Origin of the sequence: Actinomadura decatromicini, assembly GCF_008121305.1 — a bacterium.
GTDB lineage: Bacteria > Actinomycetota > Actinomycetes > Streptosporangiales > Streptosporangiaceae > Spirillospora > Spirillospora syzygii.
Genome location: NZ_VSRQ01000011.1, coordinates 91490 through 117621 on the forward strand (window position 1 = coordinate 91490; position 26132 = coordinate 117621).

Genomic DNA, 26132 nt, shown 5'->3' on the forward strand with positions numbered 1-26132 from the left:
CGTACGGAGGTCGCCCGGCTGGGGCGGCGGCACGCCCCATGAACCCGCAGGAGACGTCACCGTGAGCATGCTTCCGTCGCTCCTGGCCGAGGCTCGCGGGCTCGTGCGGCTGCTGGAAGACGATCTGCAGGCGGCCCGAGATCGCGCGGACCTTACGGAAGAAAGAAGTGCGTGGGAGCGGGCGCGGGCGATCGGACGTACCGCCATGCCCTACGAGACGTGGCTGGACGCCCGGATCGCAGACACGGCCATGGCCTGGGTCGTGGGATCCGTCTTGCTGCGCTACTGCGAGGACAACGACCTGATCGAGCAGCCGTACATCACAGGCTGGGACGGGCGGGCCGACCAGGCAGAGCGGCGGCAAGCCGATTTCTTCAGTACTCGACCGGAATCGACGCACCGGGACTGGCTGCTGGCCGGATTCAAGGAACTGGAGGAGGCGTCCGGTGGCGTGCTGGCCGTCCGCGACCACCTGCTCCCGTTCGGCCCCTCTCATGACGCGGCGAAGTCGCTCATCGGACACTGGCGCAGGCGAGACCGGGAAGGGGAGCTGGTCTTCGACTTCTCCGGCCCGGACCGCGACCTGACCTTCGTCACGGCCCTTTACCAGGACGTATCGGAGCACGCCAAGAAGACCTACGCGCTCATGCTCACGGCGCCCTACGTCGTGGACCTGATCCTCGACCTGACGCTGAAGCCGGCCCTCGAGACGTTCGGGCTGGACGAGCTGCGAATGATCGACCCTGTCTGCGGGCAGGGGAGCTTCCTCGCGGAGGCGTTCCAGCGGATCTTCGAGGCGCGGCGCCTGAAGGAGCCCGGCGCGCCGGTCGGCGAGAGCGTCCGGGCCGCCCTCGCGTCGGTGCACGGCGTGGACGTCAGCCCCGTGGCCGTGTTGCTCAGCCGGTTCCGGCTGCTGATCGCGGCGATGCGCGCGGGCGGCCTCGACCGGCTGGCCGAGGTGCGTGCGCGGAAGTGGCCTTTCCACATCGTGGTCGGCGACTCCCTACTCGATGGCTCCTTCGGTGGCGGCGTCCTGCCACCGGCCGGGAGCTACCACGTCGTCGTCGGGCAGCCGCCCTACCTGACGGTCAAGGACCGGGCCCTCAGCGACCTCTACCGACGGCGCTACACCTCCTGCACCGGGAGCTATTCGCTCACGGTTCCGTTCTCGGAACGGTTCTTCGAGCTGGCGCGCACACCTAAGGCTAAGGACGGGCCAGGCTACGTCGGATACCTCTCTGCCAATGCCTTCATGAAGCGGGAGTTCGGGCGGCGGCTCATCGAGGATTTCTTCGCGCGACGAGTGACGTTGTCACATGTCATTGATTCGTCGGGCGCCTACATTCCCGGACATGGCGTTCCCACCGTGATCCTGGTGGGCCGCCCTGGACGTGTCTCGGACAGTGCGCCAGTACGGGCCGTCGTGGGGCTGCGGTCCGAGCCCGAAACGCCCGCCGGGTCGGACGCGGGCAGGGTGTGGCGGTCGATCGTCGAGCTGATCGAGCATCCGGGCAAGAGGAACGCCTGGGTCGAGACCATCGACCTGCCGAGAGCACGGCTGACCACCCACCCGTGGCAGCTGTCAGGTGGCCGGACGGCCGAATTGCTGGCGTCCATCGAGGCGGCGGCCACCAGGCTCAAAGACCTGGTCGACCGGATCGGCTATGTGGCGGTGACCGGCGCCGATGACGTCTTCGTCGTTCCTCACTGGGAGTTCACGGCGACAGGGAGGGAACCCGGGGGAGCGACGCCGGTGATCACGGGCTCCGGTGTCCGGGACTGGCGCGCCGAACGGGAGGGCTGGGCACTGCCGCGCGCGGACGCGGCGGACGAGCGCCTGCCCATGGAGACGAGACCACCGGTCTGGCGCCGGCTCTGGCCCTACCGGACGATGCTCGGACGGCGTACCGCCTTTGGCGCGACCTTCTTCCAGCGCGGACGGCCGTGGTTCGAATGGAACCATCGTGCCGATGACAGGGGTGCTCACCCCTGGTCTATCGTCTTTTCATGGGTGGCCACTCACAATCACTTTGCGCTGCTTCGTGAGAATGAGCTGCCCCTGCATTCTGCTCCGGTCGTGAAACTGCCTAAGTCGGCCACGGAGTATGATCATTTCGAGCTGCTCGCATTGCTCAACAGCTCCGCCGTTTGTTTCTGGCTTAAGCAGTATTCTACGAGCAAGGGTGCCACGCGGACCAGCAACAAGGCGGTCGGTGAATCGTGGGCCGATGCCTACGAGTTCACGTCCACCCAGCTACGAGGGCTCCCTGTGCCGGAAATGCTCCACCTGGAGCATTTCGCTGAATTGGCGGATAGTGCCGCATACCTCGAAGAGCTAGAGCCGGATCGCATACTGGCCAGAGGATTTCTGTACGCGGAAACCTTGGCTGACGCACGGGATCAATGGGAGTCCATGCGGCATCGCATGGTCGCGCTGCAGGAAGAACTCGACTGGACCGTCTACGCGCGCTACGGCCTGGTGAGCGAACGGGACGGCCTGACTTCGGTGGACGGAGACATTCCGGAGATCCGGCCGGGGGAGCGCGCCTTCGAGATAGTGCTGGCCAGGAAGATGGACGAGAACCGGGAAGAGACGTCTTGGTTCGGGCAGGACGGAATGGCATCTACCGTTGAGATACCGAGCCATTGGCCGACGACATACCGCCGTGTTGTGGAAAGGCGCATACAGGCGATCGAGGCGCGCGGAGATCTTGCCGTCCTGGAGCGCCCGGAGTACAAACGCCGATGGGTGACGCCCGCATGGGAGGCGCGTCAGCGCAACGCCCTCCGAGAATGGCTCCTCGACCGCTGTGCTCGCCGCGAGCTCTGGACCGGCGTCGACGACCTGGGTATGGAGCAGCCCGTTCCGCAAACGGTTCACCGCCTCGTGGACCGCCTGCGTCAAGACCCGGATGTGCTGGCTGTCGCATCCTTGTACGCACCGGACGCGGACCTCGACGAGGTCGTGAGCGTACTCGTCGCGGACACCAGCGTGCCGTTCCTGGCGCAAATGCGCTTGAAGGGATCCGGGCTGCGAAAGTTCGCCGAGTGGCAGCAGGTATGGGCAATGCAGGACCGCGAGGACATGGCGAGGGCAGCGGGAGACACCGCCCGCGCCGAGAAGCTCCGCGATGAGATCCCGCTGCCGCCCAAATACACGTCGGCTGATTTCGTCCGCCCCGCCTATTGGCGGCAGCGCGGGAAATCCGACATACCGAAGGAGCGCTTCATCTCCTATCCGGCGGTGAGCCCCGAAGGCGATCCATCGCTGCTGCTCGGCTGGGCCGGATGGAGCCACAAGGACAGAGCCCAAGCCCTGGTCCTCCTGATCGAGGAACGCGGTGTGCGGGACGGGTGGGGCGCCGAGCGGCTGGTGCCTCTGCTCGCCGGTTTGGCAGAGTTGCTGCCCTGGGTTCGCCGCTGGTCCGGTGAGGTGGACCCGACTTTCGGTATGAGCCCGGCAGACGCCTACACCGCATACCTTGAGGACGTCCTGACGGTGCATGGCGTGTCCATGGCGGACCTTCAGGACTGGCGGCCGGAGCCGCCAAGAAGAGGGCGGCCGCGGAAGGTGCGTTAGGCGGGATACTTGAGCGGGGTCGAGTTCTGTGGTGGGAAGGGCCGATGACGAAGCTGCTGCGCGATCTGATCGACATCCCGGAGCGGGTGCACGCCGGGCACCTGGTGCTGAAGCTGACCGCCGGGATCGCCGATCACCATACGGTGACGGAGTATGTCGTCACGCCGCAGCTCGCCGACTCGTTCGACCGGGCGCTGGGGATCGTGCAGTCCGCCGTGGAGACGGGGACGTCGCACGCCGCGTACATCGACGGGTCGTTCGGCTCCGGTAAGAGCCACTTCATGGCGATGCTGCACGCGCTGATCAAGCGGGATCCGGACGCGCGCAGCAAAGAGCTGCTGCGGCCGGTCGTCGACAAGCACGACACGTGGCTCGAGGGGCGCAAGATCCTTCTCGTGCCCTACCACCTGAGCGGATCGACGACACTGGCGTCGGCCGTGCTCGGCGACTACGTCAAGCGGGTGGCCGAGCTGCACCCGGACGCGTCGCCCGCGCCGGTGTACCGCGACGACCTGCTGCTGGAGAACGCCCGCCGATTGCGGGACTCGATGGGCGACGAGGCGTTCCTCGCCGGGCTGCCGGCCACCGAGGACGAGAAATGGGGCAGCTCCGCCTGGACGGCGGAAGCGCTGGACGCCGCGCTGAACGCCCCGCACGGCGACCTGAAGCGGCAGAACCTGGTCGCCGACCTGCTGGCCACGCATCTCGCCGCCTACCGGCAGGCCGTGAGCGGCGACGCCGGCGCCTTCGTCCCACTGGACGAAGGACTGGCGATCATCAGCCGGCACGCCAAGGACGTCCTCGGCTACGACGCACTCATCCTGCTGCTGGACGAGCTGGTCCTGTGGCTGAACACCCATCTTGCCAAGCCCGCGTTCGTCGCGGAGCAGGCCAGCATGGTCGCCAAACTCGTCGAGTCCGCCGACTGGCGGCGGCCGGCGCCGATCATCAGTTTCGTGCCGCGCCAGCGTGACCTGCGCGAGCTGGTCGGGCGGGACGTCGTCGGCGCGCAGCAGACCTCGCTGTTCGACACGCTGAAGCACTGGGACGGACGCTTCGACTTCATCCGGCTCGCCGACGCCAACCTGCCCGAGGTCGTCCGGCAGCGGCTGCTGCGGCCGAAGGACGAGCAGGCCAGGGCAGAGATCAACGACGGGTTCGAGCGGATCACCCGGACGCAGGCACAGGTGTGGGAGGCGCTGCTCGACTCCCAGGGCGGCGGCGCCGACCAGGCCGCGTTCCGGTCGGTGTACCCGTTCAGCCCGGCGTTCCTGCACACGATGGTCGACATCTCCAGCGCCCTCCAGCGGGAACGGACGGCGCTGAAGCTGATGCTGCAGTTGCTCGTCGACCACCGCGACACCCTTCCCGCAGGTCAGCTCGTCCCGCTGGGCGCGATCTTCGACGTGCTGCTGACCGGCGGCGTCGACCCGTTCAGCGACAAGCTGCGCTCGGAGTTCGACCAGGCGAAGAACTTCTATCTGGAGCGGCTGCGGCCGTGGCTGCTGGCCCGGCACCGGCTGGACGAGGAGCAGGCCGCCAAGCTGCCGCCGATGCACGCGTTCCGCGGGGACGACCTCGTCGTCAAAACGCTGATGCTGAAGGCGCTGGTCCCGAACGTCCCGGCGCTGAAGACGCTCAACCCAGGACGGCTCGCGGCGCTCAACCACGGCTCGATCCCGTCGATGCTGCCGGGACGGCAGGGCGAGGTCGTGCACAAGACGCTGCGCGACCTGGCCAGCGAGTTCGGCGAGATCCGGCTGCACGGCGAAGGCAACCCCACCGTGGACGTCGCGCTGATCGGCGTCGACACCAAGAGCATTCTGGACAAGGTGCGCAACGTTGACGACGACGCGGCGCGCCGGCGGCTGCTCAAGGAGATCCTCTGGGCGGAGCTGAAGGCGGGCGATCCCGATGCGTTCACCGGCCGCCGGACGGTCACGTGGCGCGGCACGTCCCGCGTCGTCGAGCTGGTGTTCGCCAACGTCGCCGACCCGAAGACGTCCGCCGAGGTATTCGCCCCCGAGGAGCCCGGCGCGCTCCGCGTCATCGTCGACTACCCCTTCGACGACGTGTTCGGACCCGCGGAGGACCGCAACCGCGTCGAGGAGCTGCGCGCCGAGCCGAACCGCGCCAACCTGTCGACGCTGTGCTGGCTGCCGTCGTTCCTGTCCACCGACCGGCTCTCCGACCTTGGGGAACTGGTCGTCATCCGGCACATCCTCGAACGCGACCGGCTGCGCGAGAACACCCCGCTGCTGACCGAGGAGGACCGCTACCACGCCCGCACCCAGCTGGAGAGCCGCCGCAACGCGCTCGACACCCGGCTGCGGGACGTGCTGAAGAAGGCGTACGGGCTCGCCGCCCACGACGACGCCGACATCGGGCAGCAGATCGACCAGCACATCATGGGCATGGACGCCGCCGTCGACATCCGCCCCCCCGCCGCCCTCGGGTTCGACGCGGCGCTGGAGTACGTCTGCGGCAAGCTCCTCGACCACAGCTACCCCAAGCACCCCAACTTCTCCCCGCACGGCAAGCAGGTCCCCTACCGGCTGAGGGACCTCCAGATTGCGCTCGGTGCCGTCGAGCAAGCGGTGGAGAACGACGTCCGGCGGTACGAGCCGCCGCGCGCCGACATCCCGACCATCAGGCGCATCGTCAACCCGTTGGACCTCGGCGTCATGGGGGAGGCCGCGCTCGTCCTGAACGACAACTGGCCGATGGCGCTGGATCGGCGGGCCGCGGCGGCAGGTGCCCTGTCTGGGGACGTCACAGTGACGCAGGTCCGCGAATGGATCCAGGAGGAGCAGCCCGGCCTGCCGACGGACGTGGCCAACGTCGTCGTCTGCGCGTACGCGCTGATGCGGGCGCGGGCGTGGGTACGGGGTGGGCAGATAGTTTCGCAGCCCGACTTGAAGAACATCCCCGGCACCTTTCTGCTGCGTCCTCAGGAGCTGCCCGCACCGGAAGAGTTCGAGGTGGCTGGTCGGCGCGCGAACGAGCTGTTCCGGCTGGCGCGCCAGCCGGTGCGCAGCCCGCGGTCGGTACATGCCCAGGCCGACCAGTTGCGCCGCGTCGTCGGCCTGTATCTTCCGCACACCGAGGCCCTCGTCACCGAGCTGGAACGGCACGCCGACCTCCTCGGCCTCGCCGAGGGTGACCGGCTGCGCCTGGCGCGCACCGCGCACCGCCTTATTGAGGTTCTGGTCGGCCAAGAAGACACGCCGCTGCTGCGCGCTCTCGCCCGGTTCGACATGGGCGACGTCCAGCCCGTGGCGCTGGGAGTCACGCTGCGGGAGGCGCAACCGGTTTCCGAGGCGCTAGCAAGGGCCGACTGGCAACTGCTGAACCGGCTGCCGGACCTGGCTGCCGTGGGCGGTGACCGAGCCGAACGCGCCCAGCTGATCATGGACCGGCTCCGCGTCGTTGCCCGCCGTGACGAGCAGGCCGCTCGCCTCGCCCCCGCGCTCGCCGACGCGAAGCAGGCCACCGTCGCCCTGTTCGTGGACGCCCCAACCCCGCCTCCGCCGCCCCCGCCGGACGACCCGGGCCGCATCGCGGGTGAGGCGCGCATCCTTCCCGAAGGGCTAGACCAGGTCGCGGCCCGCATCAGGGAGGACATGGCGAAGCGCCCCGGTGCCGAGTTCGAGATCATCTGGCGGAGCCTGGCATGACCGAGTCCTCTGTGCCGGGGATCGCCGGGGCGGCGGCCCCCGGGCGGCGCGCCGTGCCGGTCGCCACCTCCGGGATCCTGATCGCCGAGGTCCGACGGGCCCGGCGCCGCTCCCCGGAGGGCGGGACGCTATTCCTGCGCGCCGCTGCGGAATGGCGCGGCGGGGACGTCCTTGACCTCGACGGGGCGACCGTCCAGGTGGCACCGTGCACCACCCTCCTCGGTGTCCTTGACGCCGTGTCCGCCAAACGCACCGACTTTCTCGTCGTGCTCTCTGCGTTTGAACGGCGCGAGCTCGGTGAATCCCTGCTCGCCCACGCAATCGGCCATGACATCGTCGCGGTCAACCGCTGGGACCTGGTGCGGCACGCGTTTGGTGCCAAACGCCTGGACCCGCGCCTCACCGCCGCAGAGAATGCGTGGCTGTCGGACGCGCTGCTGGAGGCACAGCCGGACGGCGGATGGCCCAAAATCAAGGGCGCGATGCTCGACTATGACACCGCGCTCGCCGCGGTGACCTCGGCTCGGCTAGGCGCCGATGAGCGCCCCGGCCACCCCCTGGATGTTGCTGGCCTGCTGGACTGGGCCGAGGACATCGCGGCGGTGTCGCGCTTCACCGGCCTCGCCGAGCGGGAGCAGCAGGGCATCGCCGCCTGGCTCGCCCGCAGCGTCGGCCCTGTGGCGGACGTCCTGTTCCGGCTCGTCCGCGCCGGGCACGCGAGCGACGCCGTCGCGGCCGGCCTCGTGGCCGGCGTCCTGTTCGGCCGCAGGGAGCGGCGGCAGGCGGTGGTCGCCGCGCGGGTCCGTGCCGAGCGGCTGTTCGGTGGCGCGCCGCTTGAGGAACCGCTCCTGACCGCCTACGCCGAGGCGTGCGAGTCGTTGCTCCTGCGCCGTATGGACGGCGACGCGATGCGGGCACGCATCGATCTCCAGCGCGCACAGGACCTCCTCGATGAACTGCAGGTGGGGAACCTGGCCGGCGCGAGCCGCATTCTGGGAGCCGGCTACCAGCTGCGTCTGCGGACCCTGGTCGAGACCGTCTCCTCGGCCGTGCCCGATCCGCTGCGCGCCGAGGTGAGGGAGGTCGACGCGGCGCTCGGCGATCTCATGGACCATCGGTTGCACAGGTCCCGTCCCGAGACCCGGGTCGCGGAGATGGCGGCGCGACTCGTCCGGTGGCTGGCTCGCGACCCTGAGCCCGCCGAATCGCTGCGCGAGCACGTTGACCGGTACGTGCGCGACGGGTCGTGGGTAGACCGTGCCGTGACCGAGGTCCGGGACTCCGGAGAGGAGCGCTACGCCGGGCTGCTCGCCGCTGTCCGGGCACGCCGTGATGTCGCGGACGAGGAGTTCGCCGAGCGGCTCGCCGCCTGGAGCAGCGTCTCCGGCACAGCTAGCGAGCTCGTCCTGGTGGAGAACCTCATGGACGTGATCGCGCGGCCGGTCGCGGCCCGCGCCGCCCCCCTGATCATCGTCGTGGACGGGATGACGACCGCGATCGCGGGTGCCGTCACCACCGAGATCACCGAAGGCGGCCGGTGGACGGAGACCGGTCGGCATGCGCAGGGGCGCGAGGGCGCGCTCGCCACCGTCCCGTCCATCACCGCCTTCTCCCGCACCAGCCTCCTCTGCGGTGAACTGCGGGCCGGGCAGCAGGTCGAGGAGCAGCGCGGATTCCGGGATTTCTGGGGCACCCGTCCGACGGCGCTGTTCCACAAGGCTGATGTCAGGGATGGCCTCAGCGAAGAGGTCACCGCCGCTGTCGCTGACCGGGGAACCGTCGTCGGCGTCGTCCTCAACGCCGTGGACGACAGCCTTGACAAGGGCCGCGCCGACGGCCGCGCCGACTGGCACGCTGGCGGCATCGCGGGGCTCGACCGGCTGCTGGACGCTGCCTGGCGGGCCGGCCGCCCCGTCGTCCTCACCTCTGACCACGGGCATGTCCTCGACCGTGGTGACGCGTCCATCACCGTCAGGGCTGAGGCCGCCCGCCATCGGACCGGCGAACCTCAGGAGGGAGAGGTCGCCGTCACGGGATCCCGCGTGCTCGCGCCCGGTGGTGCCGTCGTCGTTCCGTGGAACGAGCGCGTCCGGTACAACTCCCGCAAGGGGGGCTATCACGGCGGTGTTTCCCTCGCGGAGATGGTCGTGCCGGTCGCGGTGCTCGTCCCATCCGAACGGCTCATCCCCGAAGGGTGGGAAATCTATGGCCCGGCCATGCACGAGCCTGTGTGGTGGACGCGGTTCACCACCACCCCCGACCGGGAGGCCGGTACCGCGGGGGCGGCAGCCAGGGAACGAGCCGAGGAACCGCTGTTTGAGATGCCCTCCTCGGACGGCCTGCCCGGCCGTGGAAAGGCGGAGGGCATCGGAACGCGCGTCGTCGCCTCTGGGCTGTTTCGCGCCCAGCGTGAGCAGTTCGCCCGCGTTCCCGTCGACGACAGAGGCCTCATCGCCTTGATCGACGCCCTGGCCGCGGCAGGCGGGAAACTCCCGCTTCCGGTCGCAGCCCAGCGTGCAGGGCAGCTTCCCGCCCGCATGCACGGATACGTTTCGACGGTGGCCAAGCTCCTCAACGTCGACGGGTACCAGGTCCTCGCTGTCACTGACGGCGGCCGCACTGTGGCTCTGGATGTTCCGCTCCTGCGTGAGCAGTTCCTTGGAGGCGGTCGCTGATGGCCCCGGTCAGCGCCGCCCGCCGCCGCGAGGTGGTGGACGCGCTGCGGCGTGGCACCGTCCCGCAGGCGGGCCTCGACCTGTTCGCCGTGGGCCTCGGCCGCTTCGAGACCGCGATCGACGACGAGTTGGCAACCGTCGTGTCTGGCGGGGCGGTGTTCAAGGCGATCCGGGGCGAGTACGGGTCGGGCAAGACGTTCTTCGCTCGGTGGCTCGCGGAGCGCGCCAAGCGCCGCGGCATGGCAACCACAGAGGTCCAGATCTCCGAGACCGAGACCCCGTTGCACCGGCTGGAGACCGTTTACCGGCGGGCCGTCGAACGGCTGTCCACGGCGTCCTACCGGCCCAGCGCGCTCCGCGATGTCGTAGAGGCGTGGTTCTTCACTCTGGAGGAGGAGATCCTCGCTGGGGTCGGTGTCCCGCTCGGTTCGGATGGCCAGCCCGACCAGACGGCCCTCGCCGCCGGGGTCGACGACCTGATGGAGCGGCGGCTCGCCGATGTCGCCCGCACCACCCCGGCCTTCGCCGCGGCGCTGCGCGGTTATCGGCGGGCGCGTCTCACTGACGACTATGCCACCGCCGAGTCGCTGCTCGCCTGGGTCGGTGGGCAACCAAACGTCGCCGCGACCGCCAAACGCGCCGCTGGCATCCGCGGTGACCTCGACCATTTCGGCGCGCTCGGCTTCCTGCAGGGGCTGCTGACCGTTCTGCGCGACTGCGGCCATCCAGGGCTACTGGTGGTCCTGGACGAGATCGAGACGCTCCAGCGGGTGCGGTCCGATGTCCGGGAGAAGGCGCTCAACGCGCTGCGCCAGCTCATCGACGAGGTTGACGGCGGACGCTTTCCCGGCCTGTTCCTCGTTATCACCGGAACGCCCGCGTTCTTCGACGGACAGCAGGGCGCCCAGCGGTTGCCTCCGCTCACCCAGCGGCTCGTCACCGACTTCTCAAGCGATCCTCGTCTGGACTCGCCGCGCGCGGTGCAGCTCCGCCTCACGGGATTCGACCTGCCGAAACTCGTCGAGCTCGGGGGCACGGTCCGCGACCTGTTCGGTTCGGGTGCCCGCCGCCCCGACCGCGTCGCCGCCCTTGTCGACGACGCCTATCTCGCCGACCTCGCCCAGGCCGTCACCGGCGGACTCGGCGGCCAGGTCGGCGTTGCCCCCCGCGTCTTCCTGCGGAAACTGGTCGCCGATGTCCTCGACCGCGTCGACTATCTGGACGACTTCGACCCGCGCCGCGACTATCGTCTCACGCTGACCCCATCCGAATTGAACGAGACCGAACGCAACGCTGCGGCTTCCGCGGCAGGCACCGGGAGCGCGGACGAGGTGGAGCTCGACCTGTGAGGGACGGCATGCACCCGTCTCTGTGGCACTACGTCATCAACGCGCTCGGCTGGTCTTCGCTTCGGCTCCTGCGAGAATCCGTGATAGGGCCAGTGCTGGACGGAGAGGACGCGTTGCTTCTCGCGCCGACCTCCGGCGGCAAGTCGAGGCAGCGGTGTCCCCTGCTGCCGGTGAAGGCTGCGCAGCACTAGACGGGACTCTTCGTTCTCTGCGTGTGCCCGCTCAAGGATCTCCTGCCCCGGCCGAAACCTATGCCGCCTGGCTTGGGCGGCGCGTGGCGCTCTGGCCTGGCTCCCAACCCGGCGGTGGCGCATCATTGAAGACCCCTCCTGACGTGCTGCTGACCACACCGTGGTCAGTGGAGTCGGTGCTGGTCAGCGGAGTTCGGCGTGTAGGTCGGCCCATCCGGCGTCCGGGAGTCTCCATTCGCGGATTCGGCCGAGTAGTCCTCGGCATCCGTCAGCGTTCCCTCGAATGACGGCATGCCCTTTGCCTACCGTCCGGCGGCATGCGGCGGGATACGGGTGGCCACTTTGGGATCGGCGTCGGCCACATATGGCGTCAGGCGGGCTGGCAGCGGGGGCACCAGACCGTGCGGCGGCCGGAGAGGCGGCGGCTCGTCAGGTGCGTGCCGCAGCGCGGGCAGACCGGGTCGGGGTCGTCGCGGGCGCCGGTGAGCCAGGTGGCGCGCGGCGGGACGCGCTCGGCCTCGACCGACGCGCGCAGCACCCGGCGCATCGCCCGGTGCAGGGCGGCCTGCTCGGGCGGGTCCAGGTCCCCGGCGGTGCGGAGCGGGTTGATCCGGGCGCGCCAGCAGATCTCGTCGGCGAGCAGGTTGCCGAGGCCCGCGATCACCGACTGGTCCGTGAGCGTGGTCTTGAGGCGCCCGCGGCGGCCGGCCAGCAGTCCGGCGAGCCGGTCGCGGGAGACGTCGAGCGCGTCCGGGCCGAGGTCGCCGAGCACGCGCGGCGCGTCGGCGGCGTCGGCGGCGAGGTGGATCCCCTTCAGCTTGCGCATGTCGCCGTAGCGCAGCTCGCCGTCGCGGAGCCGCCACACGACGCGGACGAACCGGTCCCGCGGCTCGTCCGCCGGGTGCCAGGACAGCGAGCCGGTCATGCCGAAGTGGATCAGCACGACCGGCCCCTCGGCCGGGGCGATCAGCCACTTCCCGCGCCGCCGCGCCGCCTCGAACCGGTGCCCGCGCAGCGCCGCGCGGAGCCGCCGGGGGGTGACGCCGCGCAGCACGCCCGCGTCGTACACGGACACGGACTCGATCGGCTCGCCGGTGTGCTCGTCCAGCACCCGGCGGAACCCTTCGACGTCGGGCAGTTCGGGCATGCGCCCCTCTTACCCGCAGGGACGCCGGGCAAGGGTCAGGGGAGCGGGACGACGTGCGGCGCGATGCTGGAGAGCTTCTCGCACGTCTCCTCGTACTCCCGGTCGGGCGTGGACGCGCCGACGATCCCGGCTCCGGCGCGCAGCCACGCGCGGCCGTCCTCGTTGTAGAGGGCGCGCAGGACGAGCGCCGAGTCGAGCGACCCGTCGTGCGAGACGGTGACGACCGCGCCCGAGTAGAGGCCCCGGCGCTCCTCCAGGCGGGTGATCGCCTCGATCGCCTCGGGCTTCGGGATGCCGGACGCGGTGACGCCCGGGAAGAGCGCGTCCAGGGCGTCCCAGGACGTGCGGCCTGGCGCGAGGACGCCGCTGACGCTGGACCCGAGGTGCTGGACGCTGCCCCGCTCCTTCACCGTCATGAACCCGGTGACCTGGACGGACTCCGGCTCGCACACCCGGCCCAGCTCGTCCTGCGAGGTGCGGACCGACACCGCGTGCTCGTAGATCTCCTTCGGGTCGGTCTCCAGGTCGCGCCGGGTGCGGGCGTCGGCGGCGGCGCCCGCGCCGAACGCGCGGGTCCCGGCGAGCGGCTGGGTCATGACGCGGCCGGCGGCGTCGACGCTGACGAGCACCTCGGGGCTGAACCCGGTCGCCTGGAACCCGCCGAGGTCGAGCAGGAACGAGCGCGCCGGGGTGTTCGCGCGGCGGCCCCGGACGAACGTCGACACGACGTCCACCGGATACGGCACGTCGACCCGCCGCGACACGATGACCTTCTGGTAGCGGCCCGCGCCGATCTCGGCGACGGCGTCCGCGACGAGGCCGCGGTAGGCGTCGCCGCCGGTCCGGACGCCGACCGGCGACGCCGCGCCGACGACCGGCGCGGCGGGCTCGCGGAGCAGCTTGGCGACCTGCTCGACCTCGGCGGCGTCGACGCCGGTGACGCGGGCGCGCCCGGCCTCGACCGTGACCTCGGTGCGCGGTACGACCAGGTGCGCGAGCCGCCCGCGCGGCTCCGGCGAGGCGAACTCGAACGCGATCCAGCCGTAGGCGTTCCAGGCGGGCAGCGGGACGTCGGTGAACGTGTCGCGGAGCGCGTCGGCGGGGCGCCCGGTCCAGGCGCGGGCGGCGGGCGCGCGGTCCGGCCACCGGGCGTGGACGCGGTCGGCGTCGAGGACGACCTCGCCGAGCAGGCCGCCCGCGAACGTCCACGAGCCGGGGCGCTCGTAGACGACGTAGTCGTCGAACATTCCCGACGCGGCGAGCCGGGCCGCCAGCGCGAGGGGTTCCGATTCGTGTTCGACGAGCAGGACGGCGGGTTTCGCATCAGTGCTCAGACCGAAGGACAAGGCTTCGACTTCCTTTCGCGGGCCGGGGGGTCCCGAACTTAGGTAAGGCTAACCTTGTGCGATTTTCGTAGGCAAGGCTAACCTAACCCGCATTGGTCCAGCCGGCGACGAAAGAGTTGAGCGTGCAGGAGCAGACGGCGGTAAGTGAGGTCCGGGCACGGCGGCGCGAACTGATGCGCCGGATGATGGCGGAGGCGGGCCTCGGCCCCGACGCCGCCCGGCTCGGTCCACGCGACGGCGACGGGCCGGCCCCGCTGTCGTACGCGCAGCAGAGCATGTGGCTCCATCACCGCGCCTTCCCGGACAGCCCCGCCTACAACGTCTGCCTGCTCGTCCGCATGTCGGGGCCGCTCGACACCGGCGCCCTCCGGGACGCGCTGCGCGCCCTCATCCGGCGGCACGCGATCCTCCGCACGACCTACGCGGAGGACGGCGACGGCCGCGCCGTCCAGACCGTCACGGGCGACGACTCCCTCGACCTCGCCCCGGTCGGCTGCGCCGACGCGGACGCGCGGGCCGCCGAGCTCGCCGCGCGGCCCTTCGACCTGCGGAACGAGCGGCCGATCCGGCTCGAACTGCTGCGGACGGGCGACGACGAGCACGGCCTCGTCCTGGTCGTCCACCACATCGCGTGGGACGGCATGACGTGGGGCTCGCTGTCCCGCGACCTGTCCGCGCTGTACCGGGCCGCCGTGACCGGCGAGCCGGACGGGCTGCCCGCCCTGCCCGTCCAGTACGCCGACTTCGCCGACTGGGAGCAGCGGCGGCCCGTCCCGGAGGCGGACCTCGCGTACTGGCGGGAGCGCCTCGACCCGCCGCCCCCTCCGCTCGACCTGCCCGCCGACCGGCCGCGCGGCGCCGCGCCGTCCGAGCGCGGCGGACGGCGGGCGCGGCGCTTCGGCGACGACGTGACCGGCGGGATGCGGAAGCTCGCCGCCGAGGAGGACGCCACCCCGTACACGGTGATGCTCGCCGCGTACGCCGTCCTGCTGCACCGCTACACCGGCGCGGACGACGTCGCGGTCGGCTCGGCGGTCATGAACCGCGAGCACGCCGAGGTCGAGCGGCTCGTCGGGAACTTCGGGAACACGCTGGTGATGCGGGTCGGGCTGGCGGGCGCGCCGACGTTCCGCGAGGCGGTGCGCCGCGCGGGCCGGACGGTCGCGGAGGGCTTCGCGCACCAGTCCGCGCCCTACGACCGGCTCGTCCGGGAGCTGCGTCCGGCGCGCGGGCGAGGGCGGTCGGCCTTCTTCGACACGATGCTGCTGTTCCTCGCCCAGGAGATCGGCGAACTGGACCTGCCCGGCGTCACGTCGACGTGGACGCACGTCCACAACGGCACCACGCACTTCGACCTGTCGCTGGAGGCGTTCGTCCGGCCGGGCGGGATGACGGTCGAGGCGACCTTCCGCCGCGAGCTGTTCGACGACGAGCGCGTCGACGCGCTGCTCGGCCACCTGGAGACCCTGCTCCGGGACGCGCTGGCCGACCCCGACCGTCCGATCGGCGCGCTCCAGGTCATGGACGACGCCGAGCGCGCCCTCATCGACGCCGCCAACGACACCGGCCGCGACCTCCCCCAGACGGACGTGGTCGCCCTGTTCGAGGAGCAGGCCGCCCGAACCCCGGACGCGACGGCGATCGAGGCCGGGCCCCTGTCCCTCACCTACGCGGAGCTGGACGAACGCTCGTCCGCCCTCGCCGCCGAACTCCGCGCCCGCGGCGCCGCCCCCGAGCGGACCGTGGCGCTCGCGCTGCCGCGCACGCCGGACCTCGTGGTCGCGCTGCTCGGCGTCCTGAAGTCGGGCGCCGCGTACCTGCCGCTCGACCTCGACCATCCCGCCGACCGGCTCGCCTACATGCTGGACGACGCCGCGCCGCTCTGCGCGATCGTCACCCGCGACACCGCGAACCTCCTCCCGGACACGACCGGCCTGCTGGTCATCGACGGCCCCCGGCACGAGGTCCCGGCCGGGCCGTCCCATCGGGCGCGCGCCGACGATCTCGCCTACGTCATCTACACGTCCGGTTCGACAGGGCGTCCCAAGGGCGTCGCCGTTCCGCACGGCGCGCTGGCGAACTTCCTGCTCGCGACGCGGTCGCGGCTCGGGCTCGGGACGGGCGACCGGCTCGTCGCGGTGACGACGATCGCGTTCGACATCGCCGCGCTGGAGCTGTTCGTCCCGCTGACCAGCGGCGCGACGGTCGTGCTGGCCGACCGCGCGACCGTCCGCGACCCTGCCGCGCTCGGCGCGCTGCTGGCGGACGCGACCGTCGTGCAAGGCACGCCGTCCCTGCTCGGCACGCTCGACCAGGACGCGCTCAAGGGCAAGCGGGTCCTGGTCGGCGGCGAGGCACTGCCCGCAGCGCTCGCGGAGACCCTCGCCGGGGCCGCGTCGCTCGCGACCAACCTGTACGGGCCGACCGAGGCGACGATCTGGGCGACGGCGGCGGACCTGCCCTCGTCCGGCATCGGCACGCCGTTCTGGAACACCCGCGCCCACGTGCTCGACGCGGCGCTGCGTCCCGTCCCGCCGGGCGTGCCGGGCGAGCTGTACCTCGCGGGAGCGCAGCTCGCACGCGGGTACGTCGGCCGCCCCGACCTGACTTCGGAGCGGTTCGTGGCCGACCCGTACGGGCCGCCCGGGTCGCGCATGTACCGGACGGGCGACCTGGCCCGCCGCGCCCGCGACGGGTCGCTCGAGTACCTCGGCCGCACCGACGACCAGGTGAAGATCCGCGGGTTCCGGATCGAGCCCGCCGAGGCGGAGGCCGTGCTCGCCGCGCGGCCGGGCGTCGCGCGGGCGGCCGTCGTCGTCCGCGAGGACCGCCCCGGGGAGCCGAGGCTCGTCGGCTACTACGTGCCCGACGGCGCGGCTCCCGACGAGGCCGCGCTGCGGGACGCGCTCGGCCGGGCGCTGCCCGAGTACATGGTGCCGTCCGCGCTGGTCGCGCTGGACGCGCTGCCCCGGACGGTCAACGGCAAGCTCGACCGCGCCGCGCTGCCCGCCCCCGAGGCCGGGGTGTCCGGACGCGCCCCGCGCGACGCCCGCGAGGCCGCGCTCTGCGCGATCTTCGCCGAACTGCTCGGCGTCGAGGGCGTCGGGATCGACGACGACTTCTTCGCGCTCGGCGGGCACTCGCTGCTCGCCACCCGCGTGGCCGCCAAGGCGCGGGCGGTGCTCGGCGGGACGCTGTCCATCGCGGACGTCTTCGAGGCCCCGACCGTCGCCGCCCTCGCGCCCCGGCTGGTCGCGTCGGAGGTGGCTCGCGTCCGCGACGTCGCGCGGCCGGACGTCGTCCCGGCGTCGGCGGCGCAGCGCGGGCTGTGGCTGGAGGAGCGGCTGCGCGGCCCGTCCGCGTCGTACTCGCTGCCGCTCGGCCTGCGGCTGCGCGGCCCGGTCGACGAGGCCGCGCTGGACGCCGCGTTCGCCGACGTCGGCGCCCGCCACGAGGCCCTGCGCACGCTGCTCGTCGAAGGACCGGACGGGCTGCCGGTGCAGCGCGTCCTGGACGCGGACGTCCGTCTCGTGGTCATCGACGCCCGCGGCGAGACGCCGGAGCGGCGGGCGGGCCGGGAGCGTGAGGCCGCCGCGCACGTCTTCGACGTCGGCCGCGACCTGCCCGTCCGCGGCACCCTGATCCGGACCGGCGACGACGAGTGGTCGCTGGTCCTGCTGCTGCACCACGCCGCCGCCGACGAGTGGTCGTTCACGCCGCTGCTCGCCGACCTGGCCCGCGCCTACGCGGCCCGGCGGGACGGCCGCGCGCCCGGCTGGGAGCCGCTGCCCGTCCAGTACGCCGACTACGCGGCCTGGCAGCGGGAGGCCGCCCCCGACACGTCCGAGGGGCTCGGCTTCTGGGCGGACGCGCTCGCCGGGCTGCCGGAGGAGACCGTCCTGCCGTTCGACCGGCCGCGTCCGGCGGAGGCGGGGCACCGGGGCGGCCTCGTCCCGTTCCGGCTCCCGGCCGCCGGGGCGCGGCGGCTCGCCCGCGACACCGGGACCAGCGTGTTCATGGTCCTGCACGCCGCCGTCGCCGCGCTGCTCCAGCGGTTCGGCGCGGGCGACGACGTGGCGCTCGGCTCGCCCATCGCGGGACGCCCCGACGAGGACCTCGCCGGGCTCGTCGGCGTGTTCGTGAACCCGCTCGTGCTGCGGACCGACCTGTCCGGCGACCCGACGTTCGCGGAGCTGCTCGACCGGGTGCGCGCCGCCGACCTCGCCGCGTTCTCGCACGCCGACGTGCCGTTCGAGCGGGTGGTGGACCGGCTCGCGCCGGAGCGGTCGCTCGCCCGGAGCCCGCTGTTCCAGGTGATGATCGTCCACCAGCGGCTGGACGACGTGCGGCTCGCGCTGCCCGGCGTGCGCGCTGAGCCGTTCCTGCCGGAGACCGGCGGCGTCAAGTTCGACCTGGACCTGTACTTCGCCGAAGGCGACGCGGACGTCGAGGGGTTCGCCGCGTTCGACGCCGACCTGTTCGACGCGCCGACCGTCGAGCGGCTGCTCGACGCCCTGGACGACCTTCTCTCCCAGGTCGCGGACGATCCGGGGCGGCGGCTCTCGGCGCTCGGGCCGCGCGTCGAGCATCCCGGCACGTCCCGCGCGTGGCCGGTGCGGACGGTCGCCGCGCTCATCGAGGAGCAGGCCGCCCGCACGCCCACCTCGACCGCCGTCGTGTTCGGCGACACCGTCCTCACCTACGCCGAGCTGGACGCGCGCGCCGAGGCGCTCGCCGACCGGCTCGCCGCCGCGGGCGCCGCGCCGGAGCGGGTCGTCGCGATCGCGCTCCCGCGCTCGGCCGAGTTCGCCGTCGCGCTGCTCGCCGTGCTGAAGACGGGCGCGGCCTACCTGCCGGTCGACCTGTCGTATCCGCCCGCCCGCGTGCGGATGATGCTCGACGCTGTGCGTCCGGTGCTCGTGGTCGGGCGCGACGAGTTGCCGATGGACGCGCCGCGCCGGTCGCGGCCCGACGTGCGGCCCGAGCACGCGTCGTACGTCGTGTTCACGTCCGGGTCGACCGGGACGCCGAAGGCCGTCGTCGGCACGCAGCGCGGTCTGGCCAACAGGCTCGCCTGGGGCGCGGACCTCGCCGCGCCGGGCGTCCGCGTCGCGAAGAGCTCGCCCGCCTTCATCGACGGGACGACCGAGCTGCTCGGCGGCCTCGTCGCCGGGGACGCCGTCGCCATCGCCGACGACGCGACCGCCACCGACGCGGTCGCGCTCGCCGCGTTCGCCGAACGGCACGGGGCCGGGCTGGTCACGCTCGTCCCGAGCCTCCTCGCCGCGCTCGTGGAGAACGGGCTCCCGCCGTCCGTCACGACGTGGATCAGCAGCGGGGAGGCGCTGCCGCCCGCGCTCGCCGCGAAGGTCCCGGCGCGGCTGATCGACCTCTACGGCTGCTCGGAGGCGGCGGGCGACAGCCTGATCAGCCTGGTCGCCGAGGGCGGGGGGCTGCGGCCGATCGCGAACACGCGCGCCCACGTCCTGGACGGCGCGCTCCGCGAGGTCCCCGTCGGGGAGCTGTACCTCGCGGGCGACGGCCTCGCCCGCGGCTACCTCGGCGACCCCGCCCGCACCGCCGAGCGGTTCGTCGCGAACCCGTTCGGGCCGCCGGGCTCGCGCCTCTACCGGACCGGCGACCGGGTCCGCCGCCGCGCGGACGGCGGGCTCGACTTCCTCGGCCGCGCCGACGCGCAGCTCGCGCTCCGCGGCTTCCGGATCGAGCCGGGCGAGGTCGAGGCCGCGCTCGCCGCGCAGCCGGGGGTGCGGCGGGCCGCCGTGACCGCCCACGGGTCCCGGCTCGTCGGCTATGTCGTCGGCGACGCCGACGAACTGCGCGAACGTCTCGCTGCGCTGCTTCCCGGATACCTCGTCCCGGACGACCTGGTCGTGCTGGACGCCTTGCCGCTCACCCCCAACGGGAAGGTCGACCGGCGCGCCCTGCCGGAGCCGGGACGCCCGGCCGCCGGGCGGGCGCCCGCGACCGAGCCGGAACGCGTCCTCGCCGCGCTGGCCGCCGCCGTCCTCGGACGCGACGGCGTCGGCGCCGACGACGACTTCTTCCGCGCGGGCGGCGACAGCATCGGCGCGGCGCTGTTCGTCGCGCGCGCCCGCCGGGCCGGGTTGTCGTTCACCGTCCGGGACGTGTTCCGGCTGCGCACCGTCGAGGCCCTCGCCCGCGCCGCCGCTCCCGCCGTCGCCGCGCCGGTCCGGGAGGCGGAGCAGAGTGGGGAGCTGCCGCTGTCGCCGCTCCAGGAAGGGCTGCTGTTCCACCTGATGATGGCCGGTGAGGGCCGCGACATCTACGTGCAGCAGGCCGTGGTGACGCTGTCCGGGCCGGTCGACCCGGGGCGGATGGCGGACGCGGCCCGCGCCGTCCTGGAGAAGTTCCCCAACCTGCGCGCGGGCTTCCGCACGGACGGCGACCGCGCCGTCCAGTTCGTCCCCGAGGAGTTCGAGACCCCCTGGACGCACGCCGACATCGCCCCCGACGACCTCGACGCCTTCGTCGACGCGCAGCGCGCCGCGCCGTTCGACCCGGCCGCGCCGCCGCTGATCCGGTTCGCCCTCGCGAGCCTCGCGCCGGACGACCACCGCCTGATCCTGACGTCTGAACTGATCCTGCTGGACGGCTGGTCGGGCGGCCTGCTCGTCACCTCGCTGCTCGACTCCTACACCGACGCGGAGGCGGAGGCGGCGCGCCCCGTCCGGCCGTTCCGCGCGTTCCTCGACTGGGTCAACGGCCGCGACCGGGACGCCGCCGTGGACGCCTGGCGCCGCGCCCTCGACGGGTTCGACGAGCCCGCGCTCGTCCGTCCCGGCCTGGTGGACCGGCCCGCCGACCTCGCCGCGGCGGGGGAGCTGCACCGCGCGCTGCCGCCCGGCCTCGCCGCGCGCCTGGACGCCGTCGCCCGCGACCGGGGCGTCACGCCCGGCACGCTGTTCGAGACCGCGTGGGGCATGGTCCTGATGGGCCTCACCGGACGCGACGACGTGGTGTTCGGCGCGTCGGTGTCCGGACGCCACCCGGACGTGGACGGCGTCGAGTCGATGGTCGGCCTGCTGTTCAACACGATCCCTGTCCGCGTGCGGGCCGGGGCGGCGGAGCCGCTCGCGGCCGTGCTCGACCGCGTCCAGGCCGCCCGGTCCGAGCTGTTCGACCACGGGTTCGTCGCGCTCGCGGACGTCCAGCGCGCCACCGGGCTCGGCACGCTCTTCGACACGCTGTTCGTCTTCCAGAACTTCCCGGGCATGCCGACCGACCGGGGCTTCGGCCCGGACGGCGCGCTCCGCGTCCGGGGCCGCGAGGTCCGCGACGCCACCCACTACCCGATCACCATGGTCGTCGAGCCGGGCAGGGCGCTCCGCGTCATGTACCGGGGGGACGCGTTCACGCGGGACGAGGCGGAGCGCGTCACCGACCGGTACGTCCGCGTCCTGGAGACGCTCGCCGACTCGCCGGACGCGCCGTGCCACCGCCTCGACCTGCTCACCGGGGAGGAGCGCGAGGGCCTCCGCCGCGACTGGGACGAGGCGGTCCGCCCCGTCCCCGAGCTGACGGTCGCCGAACTGCTCGCCGACCGCGCCGCCCGCCAGCCCGACGATCTCGCGCTCGTCTCGCTGCCCGACGTCCGGCTCGCCTACGGGGAGCTGAACGCCGAGGTCAACCGGCTCGCCCGGCTGCTGATCGCGCACGGCGCGGGCCCGGAGCGGGTCGTCGCGCTGGCGCTGCCGCGCTCGGCGGAGATGGTCGTCGCGCTGTTCGCGGTGCTCCGCACCGGTGCCGCCTACCTGCCGCTCGAACTCGACTATCCGGCGGACCGGCTCGACTACATGCTCCAGGACGCGGCCCCCGTCTGCCTCGTCTCGCACCGCGACATCGCCGCGCGCCTCGCCACCCCCGGCGCCGTCCTCGCCTTGGACGACCCCGACACGGCACAGGCCCTCGCCGACCTCCCCGGCACCGACCTGGCCCCCGGCGAGACGCCCGGCTTCGCCCCAGGTACCCCCGGCCGTCTCGACCACCCGGCCTACGTCATCTACACATCCGGCTCCACGGGACGTCCCAAGGGCGTGGTCACCCCCTACCGGGGTCTTACGAACATGCAGTACAACCACCGGGCCAACATCTTCGACCCGGTGGTCGCGTCGGCCGGGCGGCGGCTGCGCATCGCGCACACCGTCTCGTTCTCCTTCGACATGTCGTGGGAGGAACTGCTCTGGCTCGTCGAGGGCCACGAGGTGCACGTCTGCGACGAGGACCTGCGCCGCGACGCCGAGGCCCTGACCGCCTACCTGCGCGAACACCGCGTCGACGTCATCAACGTCACGCCCACCTACGCCCAGCAGCTCCTCGACGAGGGCCTCCTCGGCGGGGAGCACCGGCCGCCGCTCGTCCTGCTCGGCGGGGAGGCCGTCCCGACCTCGGTGTGGGACCGTCTCGCCCAGGCCGACGGCGTCCTCGGCTACAACCTGTACGGGCCGACCGAGTACACGATCAACACCCTCGGCGGCGGCACCGAGGACAGCGCCACCCCGACCGTCGGCAAGCCGATCTGGAACACGCGCGGCTACGTGCTGGACGGGTGGCTGCGTCCCGTCCCGCCGGGCGCGCCAGGCGAGCTGTACATCGCGGGCGCCGGGCTCGCCCGCGGCTACCTGGGGCGTCCCGACCTGACCGCCGAGCGGTTCGTCGCCGACCCGTTCGGCCCGCCCGGATCGCGCATGTACCGGACGGGCGACCTCGTCCGCGTCCGCGGCGACGGCAACATCGACTTCCTCGGCCGCACCGACGACCAGGTGAAGATCCGCGGCTACCGGGTCGAGCTGGAGGAGATCGAGACGGCGCTCGCCGCCGAGCCCGGCGTCGGGCAGGCCGCCGTGGTCGCCGCGGACACCGGGGTGCCCGGCGTGAAGCGCCTCGTCGGGTACGTCGTCCCGGACGGGACGCGCGCGGGCGCCGCCGACGAGCAGCTCGCCGAATGGCGGCAGCTCTACGACGCCGAGTACACCGAGGTCGGCACCGTCGTCCACGCCGAGGAGTTCGCGGGCTGGGACAGCAGCTACGACGGCGCCCCCATCCCCCTGGACGACATGCGCGAATGGCGGGCGGCGACCGTCGACCGCGTCCGCGCGCTGCGCCCGCGCCGCGTCCTGGAGATCGGCGTCGGCGCGGGGCTGATCCTCACCCGCCTGGCACCGGAGACCTACGAGTACTGGGGCACCGACTTCTCCGAACCCGTCATCGCGAAACTGGAGCACGACCTCGGCCCGGACTCATCGGTACGGCTGAGCTGCCGGCCCGCGCACGACGTCAGCGGCCTCCCCGAAGGCCACTTCGACACGATCGTCGTCAACTCGGTCGCGCAGTACTTTCCCGGCGCCGCCTACCTCCAGGACGTCATCGCCAAGGCGATGCGGCTGCTCGCGCCCGGCGGGGCGCTGTTCCTCGGGGACGTCCGCGACCTGCGGACCGTCCGCTGCCTGCACGCCGCGATCCAGCTCGGCCGCGGCGGGGGAGACCTGGACGCGGTGGAGCGGGCCGTCCGGATGGAGAAGGAACTCCTGCTCGACCCCGCGTTCTTCACCGCCCTGGACGGCCCCGCCCGCGTGGACGTCCTGACCAAGCGCGGCACGCACCACAACGAGCTGACCCGGCACCGGTACGACGTCGTCCTATGGAAGGACGTCCCGCCCGCCCCGGACACCCCGGTCGTCGACTGGACCGGGCTCGACGACCTGCACGCCAAGCCCGGGGGCCCGCTGCGCGTCCGCCGGATCCCGGACCGGAGGCTGTCCGGCGAGGTCGCCGCCCTGGAGGCCCTCCGCGACGGCGCGCCGCCCGACCGGGCCCGTGAACTGCTCACCGCGCCCCCGGACGGGGTCGAACCCGAGACCCTCCACGCCCTGTACCCGGACGTCGTGCTCACGCCGTCCGACCGGATCGGGCACTACGACGCCGTGTTCGGCGGGGGAGCGGCCGCGCTCCCCGCCGAGCCGGGACGCCCGCCCGCCGCCTACGCGAACGACCCGGTCGCCGCCCGCGACCACGGCGTGCTGGCGGCCTGCGTCCGCCAGAGCCTCAAGGGACGCCTCCCCGGCTACATGGTGCCGAGCGCGATCATGACCCTGGACGCGCTGCCGCTGACCGTCAACGGCAAGCTCGACCGCCGCGCCCTCCCCGACCCGGGGCGGGACGGCCCGCGCCGCCGGGGACGCGCCCCGCGCACGCCCGTCGAACGCGTCCTGTGCACGCTGTTCGCCGAGATCCTGGACGCCCCCGGCGCCGGGATCGACGACGGCTTCTTCGACCTCGGCGGCCACTCGCTGCTCGCCACCCGCCTCGTCGGCCGGGCCCGCGCCGCGCTCGGCGCGGACCTCGCGATCCGCGACCTGTTCGAGGCGCCGACCGTCGCCGAGCTGGCCGGGCGCGTCCACCGTTCCGCGGCCGCCGGGGCGCGGCCCGCGCTGGAGCCGAGGGAGCGGCCCGAGCGGATCCCGCTGTCGTCGGCGCAGCGGCGGCTCTGGATGCTCGACCAGCTCCTCCGCGAGGACGACGGCCCGCGCGGCGCGTACCATCTGCCGCTCGCCGTCCGGCTCCGCGGCGACCTCGACCTCGCCGCCCTCGAAGCCGCGATAGCCGACGTCACCGCCCGGCACGAGAGCCTGCGGACGGTCTTCGTCGAGCACGACGGCGTCCCCTACCAGCGGATCCTGCCGCCGGACGAGGCGCGGCCCGTCCTGGAGGTCGCGACGTGCCCGCCGGAGGACGTCATCGCCCGCCCGTTCGACCTCGCCAAGGACCTCCCGCTGCGCGTCGCCGTGTTCCCGGAGGGCGAGCGGGAGCACCTGCTGCTCGCCGTCTTCCACCACATCGCGTTCGACGAGTGGTCGTTCGGCCCATTCGCGCGGGACGTCGCCGAGGCGTACACGGCCCGCCTCGCCGGGCGCGCCCCGGCCTGGGAGCCGCCGCCCGTCCAGTACGCCGACCACGCGCTGTGGCAGCGGGAACTGCTCGGCGACCCGCTCGACCCGGGCAGCGTCCACGGCCGCCAGCTCGACCACTGGGCTCGGACGCTCGCCGGGCTGCCGGAGGAGATCCCGCTGCCGGTGGACCGGTCGCGCCCCGGCACGGTCGGGCAGCGCGGCGGGACGCTCACCGCCGACCTGCCGCCCGGCCTGGCCCGGCGGCTCCGGCAGATCGCACGCGACGCGAACGCCAGCACGTTCATGGTCTGCCAGGCGGCCGTCGCCGCGCTGCTTCACCGCACGGGCGCGGGCGACGACATCCCGATCGGCAGCCCGGTCGCCGGACGCACCGAGGAGGCGGCCCGCGACCTCGTCGGGTTCTTCGTGAACACGCTGGTGCTGCGCGCCGACGTATCCGGCGACCCGTCTTTCGCGGAGCTGCTCGGACGCGTCCGCGAGGCCGACCTCGCCGGGCTCGCCAACCAGGACCTGCCGTTCGAGGCGGTCGTCGAGGCGCTGCGCCCGCGCCGCGTGCCGGGCCGCAACCCGCTGTTCCAGGTGATGGTCGGCTACGAGAACCAGGGCGTCGGCGACGTCCGGTTCCCCGGCCTGGAGCAGCGGGAGGCGCTGTTCGGGCCGGGCGCGGCGAAGTTCGACCTCGACTTCATCTTCCGCGAGGGCCCGGACGCGGGCGACCTCCGGCTGATCGTCGACTACTCCGCCGACCTGTTCGACCGGGGCACGGTCGCCGCCCTCGCGGACGGCCTGGTCGCGCTCCTGGAGGTCGTCGCCGCCGACCCGTCCGTCCGGGTGGGCGCGCTGCCCGCGGGCCCGGCCGCCCGCGCCGTCACCGCCGCGCCGGGCGCGGACGCGGACCGTCCGGCCGCGCGCCGCGGCGGCGACGACCGGGAGGCGGCCCTGTGCCGGATCTTCGCCGCGGAGCTCGGCGTCGCCGAGGTCGGCCCGGACGACGACTTCTTCGACCTCGGCGGGCACTCGCTGCTCGCCATGAAGCTGGTCCGCCGGATCAGGAGGGAGCCCGGATGCGAGTCCCTGAAGATCGCGACCCTGATGACCGCGCCCACCGTCGCGGGCCTGCTGGCGAGGCTCCGGTGAGCCGCCCCGTACCCCCGCACCCATTGCAAAGTTAGGTGAGCCTAACCTAAGATCACGACCGTCCACCCCCTGGAAGATCTG

General features: G+C 72.9%; 7 protein-coding genes. 5 read left to right on the forward strand and 2 right to left on the reverse strand.

Features of this window, described 5'->3' with window-relative positions; translation table 11 throughout:
* The first annotated feature begins 67 nt into the window (after window positions 1-67).
* The 4 genes from pglX to brxD are packed head-to-tail and all read left to right on the forward strand — an operon-like array spanning window position 68 to window position 11281.
* Window positions 68-3580 (forward strand): BREX-2 system adenine-specific DNA-methyltransferase PglX, encoded by a 3513-nt coding sequence (gene pglX, locus FXF68_RS38025; protein WP_246179180.1) that lies wholly within the window; start codon window positions 68-70, stop codon window positions 3578-3580.
* A 44-nt stretch (window positions 3581-3624) separates the two neighbouring features.
* Window positions 3625-7257 carry a BREX-2 system ATPase PglY family protein gene (locus FXF68_RS38030; RefSeq protein ID WP_148767668.1) on the forward strand — a complete coding sequence of 1211 codons (3633 nt, stop codon included), beginning with the start codon at window positions 3625-3627 and terminating at the stop codon, window positions 7255-7257.
* Window positions 7254-9932, forward strand: a complete 2679-nt coding sequence (gene pglZ / locus FXF68_RS38035) for a BREX-2 system phosphatase PglZ (protein WP_148767669.1) — start codon at window positions 7254-7256, stop codon at window positions 9930-9932. Before FXF68_RS38030 ends, pglZ begins: the two co-directional genes overlap by 4 nt.
* Entirely contained in the window at window positions 9932-11281 is a 1350-nt protein-coding gene (brxD, locus tag FXF68_RS38040; RefSeq protein WP_148767670.1) for a BREX system ATP-binding protein BrxD, read from the forward strand. Before pglZ ends, brxD begins: the two co-directional genes overlap by 1 nt.
* A 561-nt stretch (window positions 11282-11842) precedes the next feature.
* On the opposite strand, the gene FXF68_RS38045 is transcribed toward brxD, so the two are convergent.
* Together FXF68_RS38045 and FXF68_RS38050 are read right to left on the reverse strand one after the other, a co-directional pair.
* On the reverse strand, window positions 11843-12619 hold the full coding sequence (locus FXF68_RS38045; RefSeq protein WP_148767671.1) for an Fpg/Nei family DNA glycosylase: 777 nt from the start codon (window positions 12617-12619) through the stop codon (window positions 11843-11845).
* Between the two features lie 35 nt (window positions 12620-12654).
* Entirely contained in the window at window positions 12655-13965 is a 1311-nt protein-coding gene (locus tag FXF68_RS38050; RefSeq protein WP_148767672.1) for a salicylate synthase, read from the reverse strand.
* Between the two features lie 122 nt (window positions 13966-14087).
* On the opposite strand from FXF68_RS38050, the gene FXF68_RS38055 reads away from it, so the two are divergent.
* Window positions 14088-26051, forward strand: coding sequence for a non-ribosomal peptide synthetase (locus FXF68_RS38055; protein ID WP_148767673.1), 11964 nt, complete (start codon window positions 14088-14090; stop codon window positions 26049-26051).
* Window positions 26052-26132 lie beyond the last annotated feature (81 nt).

Bases quoted from the DNA above. Each gene is read 5' to 3' on its own strand.
- pglX (WP_246179180.1), top strand. From the start codon at position 68: ATGCTTCCGTCGCTCCTGGCCGAGGCTCGCGGGCTCGTGCGGCTGCTG.
- FXF68_RS38045 (WP_148767671.1), bottom strand. From the start codon at position 12,619: ATGCCCGAACTGCCCGACGTCGAAGGGTTCCGCCGGGTGCTGGACGAG.
- FXF68_RS38030 (WP_148767668.1), top strand. From the start codon at position 3,625: ATGACGAAGCTGCTGCGCGATCTGATCGACATCCCGGAGCGGGTGCAC.
- pglZ (WP_148767669.1), top strand. From the start codon at position 7,254: ATGACCGAGTCCTCTGTGCCGGGGATCGCCGGGGCGGCGGCCCCCGGG.
- brxD (WP_148767670.1), top strand. From the start codon at position 9,932: ATGGCCCCGGTCAGCGCCGCCCGCCGCCGCGAGGTGGTGGACGCGCTG.